The sequence below is a fragment of the Cellvibrio sp. PSBB023 genome, from assembly GCF_002007605.1.
In the GTDB taxonomy this organism is placed as follows: Bacteria; Pseudomonadota; Gammaproteobacteria; order Pseudomonadales; family Cellvibrionaceae; genus Cellvibrio.
Map to the genome: position 1 here is coordinate 2,930,209 of NZ_CP019799.1, position 16,839 is coordinate 2,947,047.

The 16,839-nt window shown below is 51.9% G+C and carries 12 protein-coding genes; 6 read left to right on the top strand and 6 right to left on the bottom strand.

What is annotated here, in order from left to right; genetic code table 11:
• Nucleotides 1-33: 33 nt before the first annotated feature.
• Together B0D95_RS12840 and ilvA are read right to left on the bottom strand one after the other, a co-directional pair.
• A complete protein-coding gene (locus tag B0D95_RS12840; protein ID WP_078044259.1) occupies nt 34-2,607 on the bottom strand; it encodes a family 20 glycosylhydrolase in 2,574 nt (857 codons plus the stop codon).
• 308 nt (nt 2,608-2,915) lie between these two features.
• On the bottom strand, nt 2,916-4,430 hold the full coding sequence (gene ilvA / locus B0D95_RS12845) for a threonine ammonia-lyase, biosynthetic (RefSeq protein WP_078044260.1): 1,515 nt from the start codon (nt 4,428-4,430) through the stop codon (nt 2,916-2,918).
• Between the two features lie 141 nt (nt 4,431-4,571).
• On the opposite strand from ilvA, the gene rpiA reads away from it, so the two are divergent.
• The gene (gene rpiA / locus B0D95_RS12850; RefSeq protein ID WP_078045754.1) at nt 4,572-5,246 is read left to right on the top strand and encodes a ribose-5-phosphate isomerase RpiA; all 675 of its coding nucleotides are present in this window, start codon (nt 4,572-4,574) and stop codon (nt 5,244-5,246) included.
• Nucleotides 5,247-5,328: 82 nt separating this feature from the next.
• Nucleotides 5,329-6,948 carry a methyl-accepting chemotaxis protein gene (locus B0D95_RS12855; protein WP_078044261.1) on the top strand — a complete coding sequence of 540 codons (1,620 nt, stop codon included), beginning with the start codon at nt 5,329-5,331 and terminating at the stop codon, nt 6,946-6,948.
• A gap of 63 nt (nt 6,949-7,011) precedes the next feature.
• Here the strand turns inward: B0D95_RS12855 and B0D95_RS12860 are convergent, their stop codons facing one another.
• Nucleotides 7,012-7,953 carry a choice-of-anchor A family protein gene (locus B0D95_RS12860; RefSeq protein ID WP_168172451.1) on the bottom strand — a complete coding sequence of 314 codons (942 nt, stop codon included), beginning with the start codon at nt 7,951-7,953 and terminating at the stop codon, nt 7,012-7,014.
• 323 nt (nt 7,954-8,276) lie between these two features.
• Between B0D95_RS12860 and tsaA the strand changes: the two genes are divergently transcribed.
• From tsaA to serA, 3 genes are all read left to right on the top strand, one after another.
• A complete protein-coding gene (gene tsaA / locus B0D95_RS12865) occupies nt 8,277-9,011 on the top strand; it encodes a tRNA (N6-threonylcarbamoyladenosine(37)-N6)-methyltransferase TrmO (RefSeq protein ID WP_078044263.1) in 735 nt (244 codons plus the stop codon).
• A gap of 18 nt (nt 9,012-9,029) precedes the next feature.
• Nucleotides 9,030-9,752: a DUF4197 domain-containing protein gene (locus B0D95_RS12870; protein ID WP_078044264.1), complete on the top strand. Its 723-nt coding sequence runs from the start codon at nt 9,030-9,032 to the stop codon at nt 9,750-9,752.
• A gap of 213 nt (nt 9,753-9,965) precedes the next feature.
• On the top strand, nt 9,966-11,195 hold the full coding sequence (serA, locus tag B0D95_RS12875) for a phosphoglycerate dehydrogenase (RefSeq protein WP_078044265.1): 1,230 nt from the start codon (nt 9,966-9,968) through the stop codon (nt 11,193-11,195).
• A gap of 95 nt (nt 11,196-11,290) precedes the next feature.
• Here serA and B0D95_RS12880 read toward each other — a convergent pair whose 3' ends face one another.
• Together B0D95_RS12880 and B0D95_RS12885 are read right to left on the bottom strand one after the other, a co-directional pair.
• Nucleotides 11,291-12,274, bottom strand: coding sequence for a DUF368 domain-containing protein (locus tag B0D95_RS12880; RefSeq protein WP_078044266.1), 984 nt, complete (start codon nt 12,272-12,274; stop codon nt 11,291-11,293).
• A gap of 81 nt (nt 12,275-12,355) precedes the next feature.
• Complete coding sequence (locus tag B0D95_RS12885; RefSeq protein ID WP_078045755.1) at nt 12,356-13,366, bottom strand: alpha/beta hydrolase; 1,011 nt, start codon at nt 13,364-13,366, stop codon at nt 12,356-12,358.
• Between the two features lie 146 nt (nt 13,367-13,512).
• On the opposite strand from B0D95_RS12885, the gene B0D95_RS12890 reads away from it, so the two are divergent.
• On the top strand, nt 13,513-14,655 hold the full coding sequence (locus B0D95_RS12890) for an AraC family transcriptional regulator (protein ID WP_078044267.1): 1,143 nt from the start codon (nt 13,513-13,515) through the stop codon (nt 14,653-14,655).
• 9 nt (nt 14,656-14,664) lie between these two features.
• Here the strand turns inward: B0D95_RS12890 and B0D95_RS12895 are convergent, their stop codons facing one another.
• Nucleotides 14,665-16,728, bottom strand: coding sequence for a metallophosphoesterase (locus B0D95_RS12895; RefSeq protein ID WP_149867911.1), 2,064 nt, complete (start codon nt 16,726-16,728; stop codon nt 14,665-14,667).
• Nucleotides 16,729-16,839 lie beyond the last annotated feature (111 nt).

The following is a 16,839-nucleotide window of genomic DNA, read 5'->3' on the forward strand; positions in this document are numbered from 1 at the left end:
CCCAAGTATCAGCGATACACGACCGTTTTCACCTTAGGGGCTGACAGTCACCACACGACTGGTGGTATTGCCCAGGCGAGTCCGCACCATTACCGAGCTTGTTTCGACTATTTCTGCACCGGCGAAGGCCTTCCAGTTTTTGCCACCATCCACACTGTAATCAATGGCCAGGCCGGGTAGCGATGCATTTACCAACAACTGGCCCTTGTCGATAATGGCGCCCGGTGGCGGCAGATAGAAATCGCCACCCAATGCAGCCAGCTTCGGCAACTCCTTGGTGCTTAATTGCAGGGCAAACGCCGCCCATTCTGCTGCGCGAGCGCTGGTATTGGGTTTATCCCCTTCCCAACTGGCTTTGTGCCAGGCGCGCTCCGCCAAGGGAATCAAGCGGGGATAAATCATTTGCTCCAGTTGGGCGGCGGTGCGAATGGTTTCCGTCCAGACCTGCCCTTGCATACCGCGCAAATTCTCCGGTTTTTCCAGTGCAGGCAGGGCGCGACCAACTAGCGCCTCCAGATTTTCAATAGGTGCGCCATTGCGGGTTTTATCGGCATTGGCGTAGAGGTTATCCGGCATAAAACCAAATACCTTGGCAATATCGGTGTAGCGCGCCGCCCAGTAGTAGCCGCGCTCTTCCGGGTTGGCTTCGTGGGGATGGTCAAAATACAAATGGGTTGCGGGCGATAAAATCGGCTCATAACCCGCATTGGCCAGACGGTAGGCGCGATCGGCAACACCCCACTCCCAAATGTTATCCCAGGCATTGGCCAGTACGTGTTTGTTGGCGAACTGGCTGCGGTTGAAGGTGTTGTTCGGGTCGTACATCAAACCATCTTCCCAGCCCGCTATATCCAGGCCGCGCAGGGAGGTAATGGCGGACACTTTGCTCACAAAATAGGGCTTCAAATCCGCCGGGCCAGCAACACCTTGCTCACCTTTGGCAAACAGCGCATTACAAGCTGGCGATGCCGTCCAGGAACCTGCACCCACTTCATCGCCCCCCATGTGGAAGGTCACGAGTTTGGTGCCCGCTTTGCGATACATTTGCTGCAACTCGTAAATCACCTTATCGACAAACGCATAGGTCGATGACAAGCAGACGTTGATGGAGTTGTCGGTATAGTTTTGCACCGTCATGTATTGGGATTTATCCAGCGGATCGGATAACAAATACTGCTCAGCCTCGGCTTTTTTACCGGCCTTGAGCAGTTTGTGATAGCGCGCCTCCATGGATTTCACCGCTGCACGCGCATGGCCGGGCATATCAATTTCCGGCACTACTTCGATATGACGTGCGCTGGCAAATTTAATGATCTCGATAAAGTCGTCTGTAGAGTAATAGCCATTACCCGAACCGGATGCGTGCGGGCCGGTCCCCAATTGGGTGAGCAGGCAATTCTGCTCGGTGAGGTCGAAACAGCGCTTGGCACCAATCTCGGTCAGCTCGGGCAAGCCGGGGATTTCCAGACGCCAGCCTTCATCTTCCGTCAGATGCAAATGCAGCTTGTTAAGCTTGTAGCGCGCCATTTGTTCGATCAAACGCAAAGTCACCGCTTTGCCATGAAAGTTGCGCCCCATGTCGTAGTGCATACCGCGCCAGCTGTAGCGCGGTGCATCGTTTACGCTCAGTTGTGGCAGCGAGTGGCTGCTGGCCGGTTGCGCTGGCAGCAGGCTTAACACGCTTTGGATACCGTAAAACGCACCGGCATTGTCGCTGCCGATAATGGTGATTTTGTCCGCGGCGATGGCGAGGCTATAGGCTTCGGCGGTAGCCAATGAGGCATCCACACGCAATTCAATCACTTTACCGGTGGCTGCCACATGATCAGCGGCAGATGTCAGCGTAATACCGGCAGCTTTTAATTGTTCCACCAGATAATTGGCCTCGCCCGTCAGGCGCCCGGCATAGCGAACTTGCCAACTGCTATCGAGTGTCGCGTTGCCTTTGCGATATTTCACCTCGGCCGGTGTGGGGATAATTTTGGGGCTGGCATCCGCCTTGGCCGCCGCTTGATTCACCGCGAGATTATCCTCATAGCGTGTTGCGGCGGTGGCGATGGGGTAGAGATCAGGAGAGAAGCGCTGTTGCTGCTGCGCGCTGGCGATGGGCGTCACAAAGTTCTGCAGGTTTTCCGTGTCGGTATTGGAAAACACTTCCGGCCTCAAGCCCGGCTGGGTGATAAATGCGCGCGGCATAAAGTCGCTGTAGCTCACCATGCTCGCACTGGCGGTGTAAGGCACCTGGAAGCTGTCGCCACGGGCCAGCCCCTTGAAGTCAGCGGTTGGCGCCAGCTCATGCAAATCGCCTTGCACATGACGCAAGGTCAAGCCTTCGGGTGCAGCATCGAGCTTGCGCACAGAGTGAAAGTAAATGCGCCAATCGCCTTTGCCAGCAGGCAAGGCCACGCTGGAATCGTTACCCAGGGTTAACTGCAGTTCGGGCTTGGCTGCCAGGTTATTAACCACCGCAAAATTCAGTTGGGCCTTATCGGCAAATTCGCCCAGTTGCTGTTGGGTCAAGCCCGCTGCCAATGCGCTGTGAGAAACGCCCAGCGCCAGTGTCAATGCGCCAAAACGCGTCAATAAATGTCGACCTGCAGATTTCATTATGTATGCTCCAGCCTTTTTTAGGTTAGTTGATGGGCCTATGGATTTTTGTGTTAAACCGTACTGACAACGTTGTCCAGATTACACCAAAATTCCCCCGCTGCCAGCTTCTGAACATAAATTAACCCTTTGGAGGATTTATCATCCGTATCGCACCATGGCACAACTGCATGGGCAAGCGGAATTAACCAGGGCGGGACAGGCTGCCAGGCGGAGCTAAGGCCAACAGCCAAAAATGACAAAGGGCACCGCAGTGCCCTTTGTCATTAACCTATTGGAGAGCGGCGATCCGCCCTCAATACCGCTCATCAGCCCAAGAAGAACTTGTAGGCTTCGTTTTTGGTTTCATCCCAATAGGGATAATTCAACTCGTTCAAAAAGACCTTCAGCTCGGCGTATTCTTTTTTAGGCACTTGCATGCCTACCAGTACTCGCGCCGAAGCGGAACCGTGGTTGCGGTAGTGGAACAGGGAAATATTCCAGCGCCCGGCAACTTTGTTTAAGAAGGTCATCAAGGCGCCGGGGCGCTCAGGGAACTCAAAGCGATACAGCACTTCGTCCGTCGCCTGCGGAGCATGGCCGCCCACCAAGTGGCGGATGTGCAACTTGGCCAGCTCATTCTCGGTCATGTCCACCAGGTCATAACCCTGTGCTTTGAGTTCAGCGACCAGATCGGCGCGATCCTTTCCGCCTGCCGCAACCTGTACGCCCACAAAAATCTTGGCGTCCCGGGCATCGGCATAGCGATAGTTGAACTCGGTGATATTGCGTTTACCCAAGGCCTTGCAGAATTCCTTGTAGGCGCCCGGGCGCTCAGGAATGGTCACCGCCAGAATCGCTTCGCGCTGTTCACCAATTTCTGTGCGCTCGCTAATGTAGCGCAGGCGGTCAAAATTAATATTGGCACCGCAGTCAATGGCTACGAAGGTTTGCCCGGTAATGCCGTGCTCAGCCACGTATTTTTTCAACCCGGCAACACTGACCGCGCCCGCCGGTTCGGCAATAGAGCGGGTGTCTTCAAAAATATCTTTGATGCCAGCACAGATTTCGTCGTTAGTGACGGTCATGCATTCATCGACCACTTTACGCAGCACGCGGAAAGTTTCTTCACCAATCTGGGCCACGGCAATACCGTCGGCAAAAATGCCCACTTGCGGCAATACCACGCGCTTTTTCTTGTCCATCGCCGCCATCAGGCAAGCAGACTCTTCCGATTCCACCGCGATAATTTTGGTTTCCGGGCGCAGGTATTTCACGTAAGCGCCAATGCCCGCTGCCAAACCGCCACCGCCGACGGCAATAAATATTGCATCGATCTTACCGGGATACTGGCGCAGGATTTCCATGGCGATGGTGCCTTGGCCTGCGATCACATCCGGGTCATCAAACGGGTGGATGTAGGTCATGCCTTTTTCTTCGACCAGCTTTTTGGCATGGGCCGAGGCTTCGTCGTAGCTGTCGCCGTGCAACACCACTTTGGCACCGCGCGCTTTTACGGCATCGACCTTAATGGCTGGGGTGGTACGCGGCATCACGATGGTCGCCTTGATACCCAGGTGTTGCGACCCCAAGGCAACGCCTTGCGCATGGTTACCTGCCGAGGCGCAAATCACCCCGCGACTGCGCTCCTCTTCGGTGAGCTGCATTAGTTTGTTGTAGGCGCCGCGCAATTTGAATGAAAACACCGGCTGCAAATCTTCGCGCTTGAGTAGCACTTTATTGCCGGTACGGGCAGAGAGCAGGTGAGCTTCGTCGAGCGGCGTTTCTACCGCCAGATCGTAGATGCGGGCGTTGAGGATGCGTTTTATGTAAGTTTCAGGCATGGGAATTCTTGCGTTAGCGAGTGGATAGACGAATCAGAAGAATTAAAAAGTCACCGCAGTGTAAACAATTTAGCCGCTGCTGGCACGGCGAAAATCCGTATAATGCTGCAAGATTTTGACCTCTTTCCAGCAGAGACCACCATGACACAAGACCAACTCAAACAAGCCGTGGCGCGCGCCGCGATTGAATACATCAAACCCAAATTGTTTAGCGACTCCATTATCGGCGTCGGCACCGGTTCTACGGCGAACTTTTTTATCGATTACCTGGGCGAAATCAGCGATCGTTTTGCCGGTGCCGTGGCCAGTTCAGATGCCTCCGCTGCGCGCTTGAAAAAGCTTGGCATTGAGGTACTGGATTGCAATTCCGTGAGCGAGTTGGTGGTGTATGTGGATGGCGCCGATGAGAGCAATGCTTATCTGCACCTGATCAAAGGCGGTGGCGCCGCATTGACGCGCGAAAAAATCGTGCGCGCGGTTTCCAATGAATTTGTGTGTATCGCCGACGAAAGCAAATGGGTCGATGTGTTGGGCAAATTCCCGCTGCCGGTGGAAGTCATCCCCATGGCGCGCTCCTATGTCGCCCGCGAACTGGTCAAGCTGGGCGGCGCACCGGTCTATCGCGAAGGGGTTGTCACCGACAACGGCAATGTGATTCTGGATGTATATAACTTGCAGATTATTGACCCGGTCAACCTGGAGATCACCATCAACCAGATCACCGGCGTAGTCACCAACGGCCTGTTTGCGGCAAAGGGCGCAGATGTGCTGTTGCTGGGCACCAAAGACGGGGTTAAAACGATTTTCCCTCGCTAAACTATATCAAAGCGCGCGGCCACGCTGGCGCGTTTTGTCTCCTATACTTGAAGGACTCCAGTCATTTTGAAGGCCTTCTATCATGCTTAGTTTTTCCAGTATCCAGGGGCGCCTGCTGTTTGCCGTTGGCGCAGGCATCATCTTATTTGTGATGATCAGCGGCATCGCTATTTCACTACTCAGTAACACTATCACCGATTACAACCGCCTGATTGCAGGGTCGGTGGCGCAAGAGCGCAGCATCAACCACATGAACTTCCAATTTAAAACCCAGGTACAAGAGTGGAAAAATGTGCTGCTGCGCGGCAAAGACCCGCAAAAACTCACTCAATACTGGACCCAATTCGAAACACTGCATCGGGATATCCAACAACAAGGCGCCCGCCTGAAAGCAGATTTACAAGGCGAAAGCCGCGCTAAAGTGGAGGCCTTCCTTGCCGCACATGAAACTGCCTTTGGGCGCTACCAAATCGGATTGCAGGACTTCAAAAACGCCGGTTTTGACCCTGCGGCAGGAGACAAGGCTGTCGCAGGTATTGATCGTGAGCCGAGCAAATTACTGGAAGAATCTGCACAATTCATTAGCGCCCAGGTTGCCAGTGATACGGCAACCAATGTCGACGCCAGCAAAAGTGTCTCTTTTTGGGCCAGTGCGCTAATCCTTCTGGGCGGTATTCTGGTGGCTTTTCTGGTGCTGGTGATCCTGCGCAAAAGCCTTATTAGCCCCTTGGCAAATATCAATAATCACCTCGCTGTACTTGCCAGCGGAAACTTTCGCCAGAGCCTGCAGTTCAGTGATGGGGGAGAGTTGGGCAGCCTCGCTAAAAACATTAAGCAAGTGCAACACAGTATTGTGCAAGTCGTCACCACGGTACAAAACTCAATGCAGAAACTGGCCGATGCCTCCAACCAAATAACCCAGAGCGCGTCAGCTGTTGCGCGCTACACCGACCAGGCGCACCACTCTACCGATCAGGTGTCTGCCGCTATCACCGAGATGACCGCAACTGTGCAGGAAGTGGCAAGCAATGCCGGTGGCGCGGCTGATGCTGCACAACATGCCGACCACAATGCGCAGCAGGGCCTGAGCATCATGGGCGGCACACTCGACGCGATCAACCAGTTGAGCCAAGAGACCAATAAGGCTGGCAATGCCATGGCTCAACTTGAGGAGGATACCAACCGCATTGGCAGTGTCCTGGTGGTGATTAAAAATGTAGCCGAGCAAACCAACCTGCTCGCCCTCAACGCTGCGATTGAAGCTGCGCGCGCAGGAGAACAAGGGCGCGGTTTTGCGGTAGTGGCCGACGAGGTACGCTCACTTGCCAAACGCACGCAGGATTCCACAGCGGAGATCCAACAAATTATCGAAGCGGTACAAAAAGGCGCGCTGCATGCAGTAACCGCCATGAAATCCAGCCAAAGTAAAACAGCGGCAACACTGGAAATGGCAGGGCGTGCGGGGCAGTCGATCACCCAAATCACTCAGGCGATTACCGCGATATTAGGCATGAATATGCAAATTGCGACCGCCGCCGAGGAGCAAAGCTATACCGCCGAAGAGATCAACAAAAATATTATTCGCCTTGTAAATCTGATTGAGAGCCTGAATCAGGATGCACGCATGTCTGAGCAAATAGCACTACGATTGGATGACACCACCAAAGATCTGGAAAATCAAATCGCACACTTTGCCGTCTAGGAATCGTACCCATAAAAAAACCGACCGGGTTTGTAGCCCGGTCGGTTTTTTTATGGGCGGAATTTAGCGGCGACGCAGACGGCTTAAGCCGATCAACCCCAAACCACTCATCAGCAAAATAAGGATGGATGGCTCAGTTACCTCGGTGGTTGGCGGTGTGTAGCTCCAACTGCCTTTGTGGATTTCACCATTGCCCACATAAGACCTGGCCGCAACCGCGCCATCCAGATTGGATTTAGTGTCAATAGTGGCGTTCAGTGCAAGAATGGAACCATACCAGGAATCGCCAAAGTTCAAGGTGGTCGCCTCGTAGAAATTCCACAGCACATTGTTGAAGTTGTTGCGGAAGCTCTCGGTGCCATTCTTGGTATTACCGGCGGTAAAACTGGTGCCGGAAACATTAATGACAACATTCAGCGCCGTGGCAAAATCCATATCCAGGCTCCACTGGGGGCCAGCCAATTCATCAGCGGTGATGTTAAACACGACCAAATCAGTTGCGCTGCCGGTGTAGCTGAACTTCTTGTTGTTCATATCACCAATCAATGCCGTGTTATCCGATGTGCTCAACCCTTTGTAGTAAGCGGATTCCGCTTGCAACTGGGATAATAAAACTGCCCTTTCTGCCGTTAATGAATTATCGGTTACTTTTTTCACGCAGCCGTCAGGCGTCAACCCGGCGCCGTTACAAATATTGGTCGGACCGGAAAAGTTGCCTTGGTAGGCGAGATAACCGCGATCGATATGGGTGCCGTTATTGCTTTTAAAGTTACCGACAACCTTGACCGTATCGGCGGTGGAATTAGCCGGTTCCTTTTGCGCAAAAATAGAGGCGTTAACAACGTCGCCACCAATAAAGGCCTTGCCTTCAATGTGGCCGCTGCCGCCAGACACATTCAAATCGCCAAACAGAATCAGATTGTAGTCGTTCAATGGGCCAGCGCTGGCGAGCGATGAGAGGCTTCCAACAAGAGCGATAGCCAGAAATTTGGAGTAAAAAGCCATATAAAACCCTTTTGTAGTAATGTCGGACTCTAGAACTGACTCCGGTAAAGCACATTCCATGCCCGTTTTATTTTTCCCTTTAGCATCAATAATTCACCCATTTTTGTGTGATGCACCTCACAATAAGCTGTCAATTTTACCGACACCCATAAATTGACAGCGAAAGACAATATGTTGACGATAGCGCCACGCAATCACTTATCGCCCTGCGACCTATGCAGTAGAGCACCTGTCACCACCCACCTCGATTGCAAATAAAGGTTGAGCTGCCACGCACTTTTGCCTAGCCTTGGCAGCCTGTTTCACTCCCGCGCGATTCCGTTATGGATTTTTCCTTTCCCGCCATCGGCATAGTTCACTCCTGCTTTAAGGAGAAATTTGGCATACCGCGCCAACCGGGCTTGGCGCCACTGGCCAGGGCTGAAATAGAACTGCTGCCACCTTATGATGATCCGGACGCGTTTGATGGCCTGGAAGGCACCAGTCACCTGTGGATTCAGTTTGTGTTTCACGCCAACAAGTCCACCAATAAACGCGATAGCTGGAAACCCAAAGTCAAACCGCCACGTTTAGGCGGCAACAAAAGCCTGGGAGTTTTTGCCACCCGCTCCCCTACTCGTCCGGCGCCTATCGGCCTATCGGTAGTGCGTTATGAGGGACTGCAACAGCGCGACGGAAAATTGTTTGTTGCCATCAGCGGGGTGGATCTGCTGGAGGGCACGCCGGTATTGGATATCAAACCCTATGTGCCCTATGTGGATTGCGTAACCCATGCCCACAACCATTTTGCCGCCCAGCCACCGGCGGCGATTGCGGTGGAGATACCGGCAGACCTTGCAGCTATCTGTTGCGATTACCAGCAAACAACAGGCATTGATCTCGCGGGCTTAATCACCCAGGTATTGCAACAAGATCCACGCCCTCAGTACCAACAACCAGAGCCTGAGCGAGTGTATGGCATGAAACTGCTGGATCTGGATGTGCGTTGGCGCTACCGCACCGACTGCCACCCCCATCGAATTCACTTATCCGCCCTCTTACCGGGCGATATTGTTTAAACCACCGAGGAACACACTATGAACTTTGCTCGCACTTGCTTGTTATTAATGCCACTGAGCCTTGTCGCCTGTAACGCCACCCTGCCACAAATGGCCGAGACAGGTGCCGCAGTGGCCAGCGCTGCGGGTTATAACAACCAGGCACAACTCATTCGCGGCATCAAGGAAGCACTGGAGCTGGGCAGCAGCCGCGCCGCCAGCAGCCTGTCAGCCACGGGCGGCTATGCCAATAGTTCGCTCTATCGCATCGAGTTACCGGCAAACTTGCAGCCAATCGCTGGCACTTTGCGCCAAATGGGACTGGGTAGCCAACTGGATCGCGTAGAAGGATTAATGAACCAGGGCGCGGAAAAAGCTGCCGTGGAGGCTCAGGCAGTGTTTATCGATGCCGTACGCAATATGAGCGTCACCGACGCACTGGGCATTATTCGCGGCTCCAACACCGCCGCCACCGATTACTTCCGCACCCAAACCGAAGCCAGCTTGCGCCAGCGTTATCTGCCCATCATCAAGCAAAACTTGCAGCAAATCGGCTTCTATAACCAGTATCAGCAGTTGCTGGGCACTTACAACATGCTGCCACTGGCCAACAAGCCCAGCCTGGACCTTGAGCAGCATGTACTGACCATGGCGCTCGATGGCCTGTTCAAACAAGTCGCTGTGGAGGAGCAACTCATCCGCAAAGATCCGGTAGGGCGCGGCAGCCAGATTATTGGCTCGGTGTTTAACGCCACCAAATAATGGCAATCACTTCCGTATTGCCCTGAATATTCCCGTCAAAAACACCCGGTGGCCGCTGTGCCACCTTCGGTTTTAAGTGGCGCAGTGGTATGATGCGCGCCTTTTTCAGCCTGTCGGCACCTGCAACCGACCCTTTCGTCTCCCGTTTGATGCCCTAGCTCCGCGAGACGCGCTGCACGCCTTTCTCACTTTAAAACTTTAGGAGTTGTTCCCATGAGCAAGACCTCGTTAGACAAAAGCAAGATCAAGTTTCTGCTGCTGGAAGGCGTGCACCAATCGGCGGTGGATACCCTCAATGAGCAGGGCTACACCAATATCGAGTACCTGAAAACCGCGCTGGGCGAGGATGAGCTGATCGCGAAGATTCAGGATGCTCACTTCGTCGGCCTGCGTTCGCGCACCCAACTGACCCGCCGCGTATTTGAAAATGCGCCCAAGCTGATCGCCGCTGGCTGTTTCTGCATTGGCACCAATCAGGTGGATTTGAAAGCAGCGCAAGAACACGGCGTGGCAGTATTCAATGCGCCCTACTCCAACACTCGCTCGGTGGCCGAACTGGTTATCGCCGAAGCGATTTTGTTGCTGCGCAATATTCCACAAAAAAATGCGGTCTGCCATCGCGGCGGTTGGGATAAATCCGCTGTGGGTTCTTTTGAAATTCGCGGCAAAACCCTGGGCCTGATTGGCTACGGCTCCATCGGCAGCCAAACCTCGGTGCTGGCGGAATCGCTGGGCATGAACGTGCAGTTCTACGATGTCATCACCAAACTGCCACTGGGCAATGCCACCCAAATTCGCAACCTGGATGACCTGCTCGCCACGTCTGACATCATCAGCCTGCACGTACCTGAAACCCAATCCACACAAATGATGATTGGCGCACGCGAAATTGGCTTGATGAAAAAAGGCGCCATCCTGATCAACGCCTCACGCGGGACTGTTGTTAACATCGATGCTCTGGCCGATGCGATTAAAGCAGGCAACCTGTCCGGCGCTGCCATCGACGTATTCCCCGAAGAACCCAAGGCAAATGGCGATGAATTCATCAGCCCCTTGCGCGGCTTGGACAATGTCATCCTGACCCCGCACATCGGTGGTTCCACCATGGAAGCGCAGGCAAACATTGGTATCGAAGTGGCCGAAAAACTGATCAAATACTCAGACAACGGCACCACCACCAGCTCGGTCAACTTCCCCGAAGTTGCCTTGCCAGGTCACCCGGACGCACATCGCTTGTTGCACGTGCACGCCAACGTTCCCGGCGTGCTCTCCAAGATCAACAAGATTTTCTCCGACAACCACATCAATATCGCCTCGCAATATCTGCAAACTAACGACAAGGTTGGCTACGTAGTGGTGGATATCAACTCCCCCTACGACGAAGTGGCACTGGAGCAACTGAAAAATATTGAAGGCACCATCCGCTGCAGAGTACTGTTTTAATTGCAGCGCCGCGGTGATTGGATTAGGTAATCACCGCATAAAAAAACGCCGCCCCCATGGCAATGGGTGCGGCGTTTTTTTATGGCTTGAAATTATCAGGCGTTACGGCGTTTCAACCAAACCGCAGCGGCTTCAACACCCACCACGAGCAACACACCCGCCAATGCCCAGACTATGGCGAGCACAATAGTGGGCTCATTACCGGTAACTGCCATGTAATTCAGTGGATTTAAATTTTCCTGTTGCAATGCAACAGTGCGGCCATGACTGTCTTGTGTGGTTAATAAGGCGTGCTTCCAAGGCCAGGTAACACTCAGAGAGCCAATTAAAAAACCAATTAATACAGCAAGTGTCTGAGAGTGGTAACTGTTCAATAGCCAGAGCAAAAATCGTGAAAACACAATGAGACCTGTCACACAACCCGCCCCAAACCAGAGTAATTTACCAATTTCCAAGTGGTGGATTGCCTGTAGGAAAACAGGATACAAACCTACCAACAATAAAATAAAACTACCGGAGATACCGGGCAGAATCATCGCGCAAATAGCAACAAAGCCACCGAGAAATAAAATCCAGCCATGGCCCGGCAGTTGCGCTGGCGCCATGTAGGAAATGGCAAGAATAAATAACACACCCAACACCAAGCCAATAAACTCCACTACGCCCCAACCACGCTGTGCACGCACCAATAAATAAATAGATGCCGCCACCAAACCGGAGAAAAACGCCCAGACCAAAATCGGATAGCTATCCATTGCCAACAACACAATGGCGGCAAAGGTTTTCAAGCTAATTAAAATCCCGCCAAATAAAGCCACCAAAAAATTGCCGTTGATGTATTGCCAGGTTTTTACAATGCCATCGCGCTTTAGCATGAGCAATACGGCCGGAGTGCAGCGCTTCAATGAACTGAGCCATTCATCATAAATGCCAGTAATAAATGCAATAGTGCCGCCCGATACACCGGGCACAACGTCAGCAGCGCCCATACACAAGCCTTTAAGCAAAATCAGCAGGTAATCCTTGATGCTGCGATTCGGTTGATGCAGCGCTATTTCCTTGGGATCGGGAGTCGTCATGAGTGAATCTCGCGTCTATTAGGTGAAGTTGATAAATGAAAAGTGCCGCGAGTGTGCCTGAAAGGAATGGAGAGCGACAAGTTAATCATCAAAAAAATGACGCTGAATTTCCGTAAAAACCGCGATGCGGTAACAGGGCAATTCGTTGACCAGCTGATGCCCGGCCGCAGGAATAAATACCATTTGTGCACGCGGTAACTGACGCTGAATTAGCTGGGTGTTATAGCGCCACATTACTGTCTGGTCGTCGGTACCCTGTACCACCAAGAGCCGGGAATCACGCACCGGAAAGTGCAAAAATTGACTATGCCAAGCTTTCATCGCCCCCACCCAGCGCACGGACAAGCGCTTGGACTGCAAACAATCTTGCCCATCAATAAAACGAATGAATTGTGCATCGTGGGAACTGCGCGAGCGACCGCGCGGTAGGTGTTTTACCCATTTATGCAACAGCAGGTATAACCAGCGCCCCAAGCCCCAGCCTTTCGGCAAAATCAGCGGTGCACACAGGGCTGTGCGCTCAAATAACACCGGGTAGCGCCAGAGGTGATTGAGCAATACCGACCCACCCGTACTCTGCCCCAGCGCAAACAAGGGCGCAGGCAGCAGCGGATGCGCCGCTTCAAGCACCTGCTGCAATACATCGGCGTAGTGGTCAAATGAATCAATCGCGGCACGCTCACCGCTGCTCAGGCCATGACCAGGCAAATCAAAGGCCAATACCGCCAAGCCCTGCGCCAAACCAAAGGCAATAGCATGATTAAAAATGCCCAGATGATCGTAATAACCGTGCACAATCACCAGTGTTCCGCGTGGATTCGGCGGCAGCCAGTAATGTGTGGCAATAGCAAACCCGGCGGCTTGCACCCGGCCAAAACCGTGACAGAGTTGTGCATCCTGCGCGGCAAAATTAATGCGGTAGTAATTGAGATAATTTTGCACTGCCTCGCTTTTAGCCCACAGACCGTCGCTTGACGGCGCAAAGACCAGTGCGGGCATCTGTTGCATCAGAGCCTCAGCATCTGCCCAGGTAAACACAAGCTCGGCGGATAAACACTCACCGGCGTCATCAGGCGGGGAATTCTGTGGCATAGGTAAAGTCACTCGCAAAAAGGAAAAGCGGGTAAATGGCTGCGACACTGGCGCCAAAGTTCCACTATAATTCAGCTCCCGATGGGAAATAACCCCAATCAACTATTAAAAAACCTATAACAACGACAACCCCGGGCTAGAACTCTATGCAGAAATATATCTTTAACATCCACGATGTTGTGCTCTTTATGACCGTCGCGGAGTGTTTCCTGCTCGTTATTTTTCAGGCAATCCTTCCGGTCAAAAACCAGCTCGCTAACCGCTTGCTGAGTGTTTTCTTATTGTCCATCGCCGTCAGCTCCGCCTGCATTTTGGTGCTGTGGAATGAAAACGTCAGGCTATTTCCACTCTTTGACGAAACCTTGCTGCCCTATTTCCTGGTAATTACCCAGCTCCTGAAAGGGCCTATGTTATTGCTGTACGTGACGGCGCTCACACAAGATTCCTTCAGCCTGAATCGCCGCCATTGGCTACATGCCATTCCTATCGCGATTGCGCTGCTCTGGCTGCTGGTATTCCATATCAATGGTTCGGATTTAAGCTTTAAAACACTTCACCAGCAACAATTGGCCAATGCCGTGTGGCATTTCATCAAAGTGATGCCGTTCTTTTACGGGCTGATGGCCTTCAACAAAGTACGTTTGTATCTGATTAGCCTGCAGGATCAATACTCCACCTTTTCCTCAACCGAACCCAGTTGGCTCAAAACACTCAGCCTGGGTTTTTTAATCACCTGGACGTTTTCCATTCTGGTGCATGTGGTTGCCAACACCATTGATTCACCGCGCATTTCTGATGTGATCGGCATTACCGAAAACTACATTGTGTTTATTCTGATCAACGCCTTGTTTATCAACAGTGTGGTGCACACCCACAAATTGCTCACCACCAAACCGGAGTTGAGCAAGGATATTAAAGTGGATGAAAAACTCACTGATTCAGCGATTCAAAAAGTCCAACAAGGCATGGAAACCCAGAAGCTGTTTCTGAAGCAAAACCTGAATATTGAAGAATTTTCCAAGCGGATTAATTTGCCCGTGAAAGAAGTTTCTGCCGTTATCAACAAACATTACGGCACCAACTTTTTTGAATTTATGAACAGCTATCGCGTAGAGGAAGCCAAGCGTTTGTTGGGTGATAACCAACATGCCGAAATGACCGTGATGGATGTATTGCTGCATGCGGGTTTTAACAGCAAGTCGGCCTTCCATCGCTTTTTCAATCGATTGGTTGGCATGTCACCCACCGAATACCGCAAGCAACAACTGCAAAAAGAAAAAGCGGGCTGAGTGATGTCATCAGGGCAAGGCCTGTATGCGCCCCGAATCCAGTTCCAGTAAAAAATGATCGCTCGGCGCATCGCCAGAAAATTGCACAAGGATGTGCAGCAATTGCGCCAACTGCTGTTGATACTGATTGCGGTGCGGATCAACTGGCGAGCCCTCTGCCGCGCTCGCTTGGGTCGCCAACAAAAATTGTTGCGCGAGCAGTGCATAGTGAACCATGCGTTGCGAATTTATATCCCTTAATGCCAACTGATCGGCGCTCCACAGGCGATAAAAATCCACGCTCATGTCTTCCCCGCTCCATGCGGCAAAGTCTTTTAAACTCAGGCCGTTACGACGCGCAATCGCTGCAGCCCGCTCACGCGCCATACGCCATGCCTGTTGTTGCGCATAGCCCTGACTTTCTCCAAGGCTCTCCCCTTGAATGGCAGTACCCATTTGTTCAAGGCTGAATGTGGCGGGCAATTGCGACATCACCAATAACTGCTCACCATTGACTTGCATGAGTAAATCGCGAATCTCCGCTGGCCAGTCCTGAGGTAAAAATCGCAAGCGCGCCAATTCACGCAAATGCCATTCCGTAAATTGATGATAATTTCTCGCCTGCAAAATCTGTTTATTCCAAATATCCGGCGCATCATGGCGCTGCAAATATTCCCACTCTGCGCGGTAATGAGGGAACAGTTCGTCATACCGAGGAACATCCTTTAATACAATGGTTTCCACTTCAATTTTATTATCCGGTTTAACGCTGAGGATTTTGTAAGCGGGCATGTAAGCGGCTAACGAAGGCGCCTGAATATTAAATAGTACTTTGCCATTTTCTCCGCGATAAACACCGGTATCGTTGATGTGCATATGACCGGCAACATGGATTTGTAATCCTGTCTCCGCCAATAATCGACTGGTCTCTGTACGCGGGTTACGATTCAGTTGGAACTTTTGCTCGCCCATTAATTGCGCTATATCATCCGCCGCGCCATCGTAAAATTCCTGCATGGGAAAGTGCGAAAATGCAATCAGGGTTTTACCTTGTGCCCGCGCACGCTGCACAACATCCGTAATCCAGCTAAGCAAATGTGGCTTATGGGTAATGACCTTGTTGTAACCTGCATCGCTGGAACCTGAAAAATTATCTGCGTCCCACGACTGACCATTGCCGCCCTGTTTCGGCTGGTACACATTCGCATCAATTGCCAATAGCCACAGGCCTGGCGCAGGTTCTACTAAATAACTGGTGTCAGTCACCCAATAACAATCGCTGTAATGCGGCTGCTTGTATTTTCCGCCGGCGCCTTGATGACAAATTTCATACTGCCGCCGATCAAACGAAGCCGCTTGACGTGCAGTATAAAAATCATAAGTCGATGCGCCTCCGGATGAGAGCTGACGACTGTAAGGCGTTTCAAAATAGAGATAATTCGCCTTAGGGTAAAAACCGTGCTCGCCCAACAATTCCATCAGGGGTTGGTAACCCAACTCCTGCACCTCATCGCTGCAAATCACCGTTTTTCCTTGCCATTTTTTGGTCGATTTTGCTTTACATAAGGGATGCAGCAAACTGAACACCGGCTGCTCTTTTCCACCTTCGCCCAAATAATCCGGTTTACCCGCCGGGTGAGAAACCGGCTTGGTCGGGTCGTGATTACCGGGCGCTACAAAAAACTCTATGCCATGTTCGCGATGATATTTATCCAATATCTTTTTTAACCCCCGCACATGCAAAGGTTGGCCGTCATCACTAAAATCACCGGGCAATGCAACATATTTTATTTTCTTGCTAACCACATCATCCAAGGCAGCGAGCAATGCAAAATAGTTTTCATTAAACAAGCGCGTGGACTGTAACTGCGCACGCATAGAGCGAATGCTGGCGTATTGCATTCCTTGCGCTGTCGCTGTTGGCAAGCCGGTAAAGGCCTCGTCATCAAACTGACCGTAGATATCGTGAAAATGAATGTCCGGCATAAACGCAATGCGCATAGATTCCGGCGGTGCACTGCTGGGCATTAGCGATTGACAGCCAGATAACACACACAAAATAGCGATTGAGAGAAACCAGGGTAATAACTTCATAGAGATAACACACTAACCAGGCAGGGAAACTGCACAAAAATTCGTCGATATTTTATGCAATGGATAAAGATGTAAACCGGAAGCCTACAGAAAAGTGACTACAACTTGATG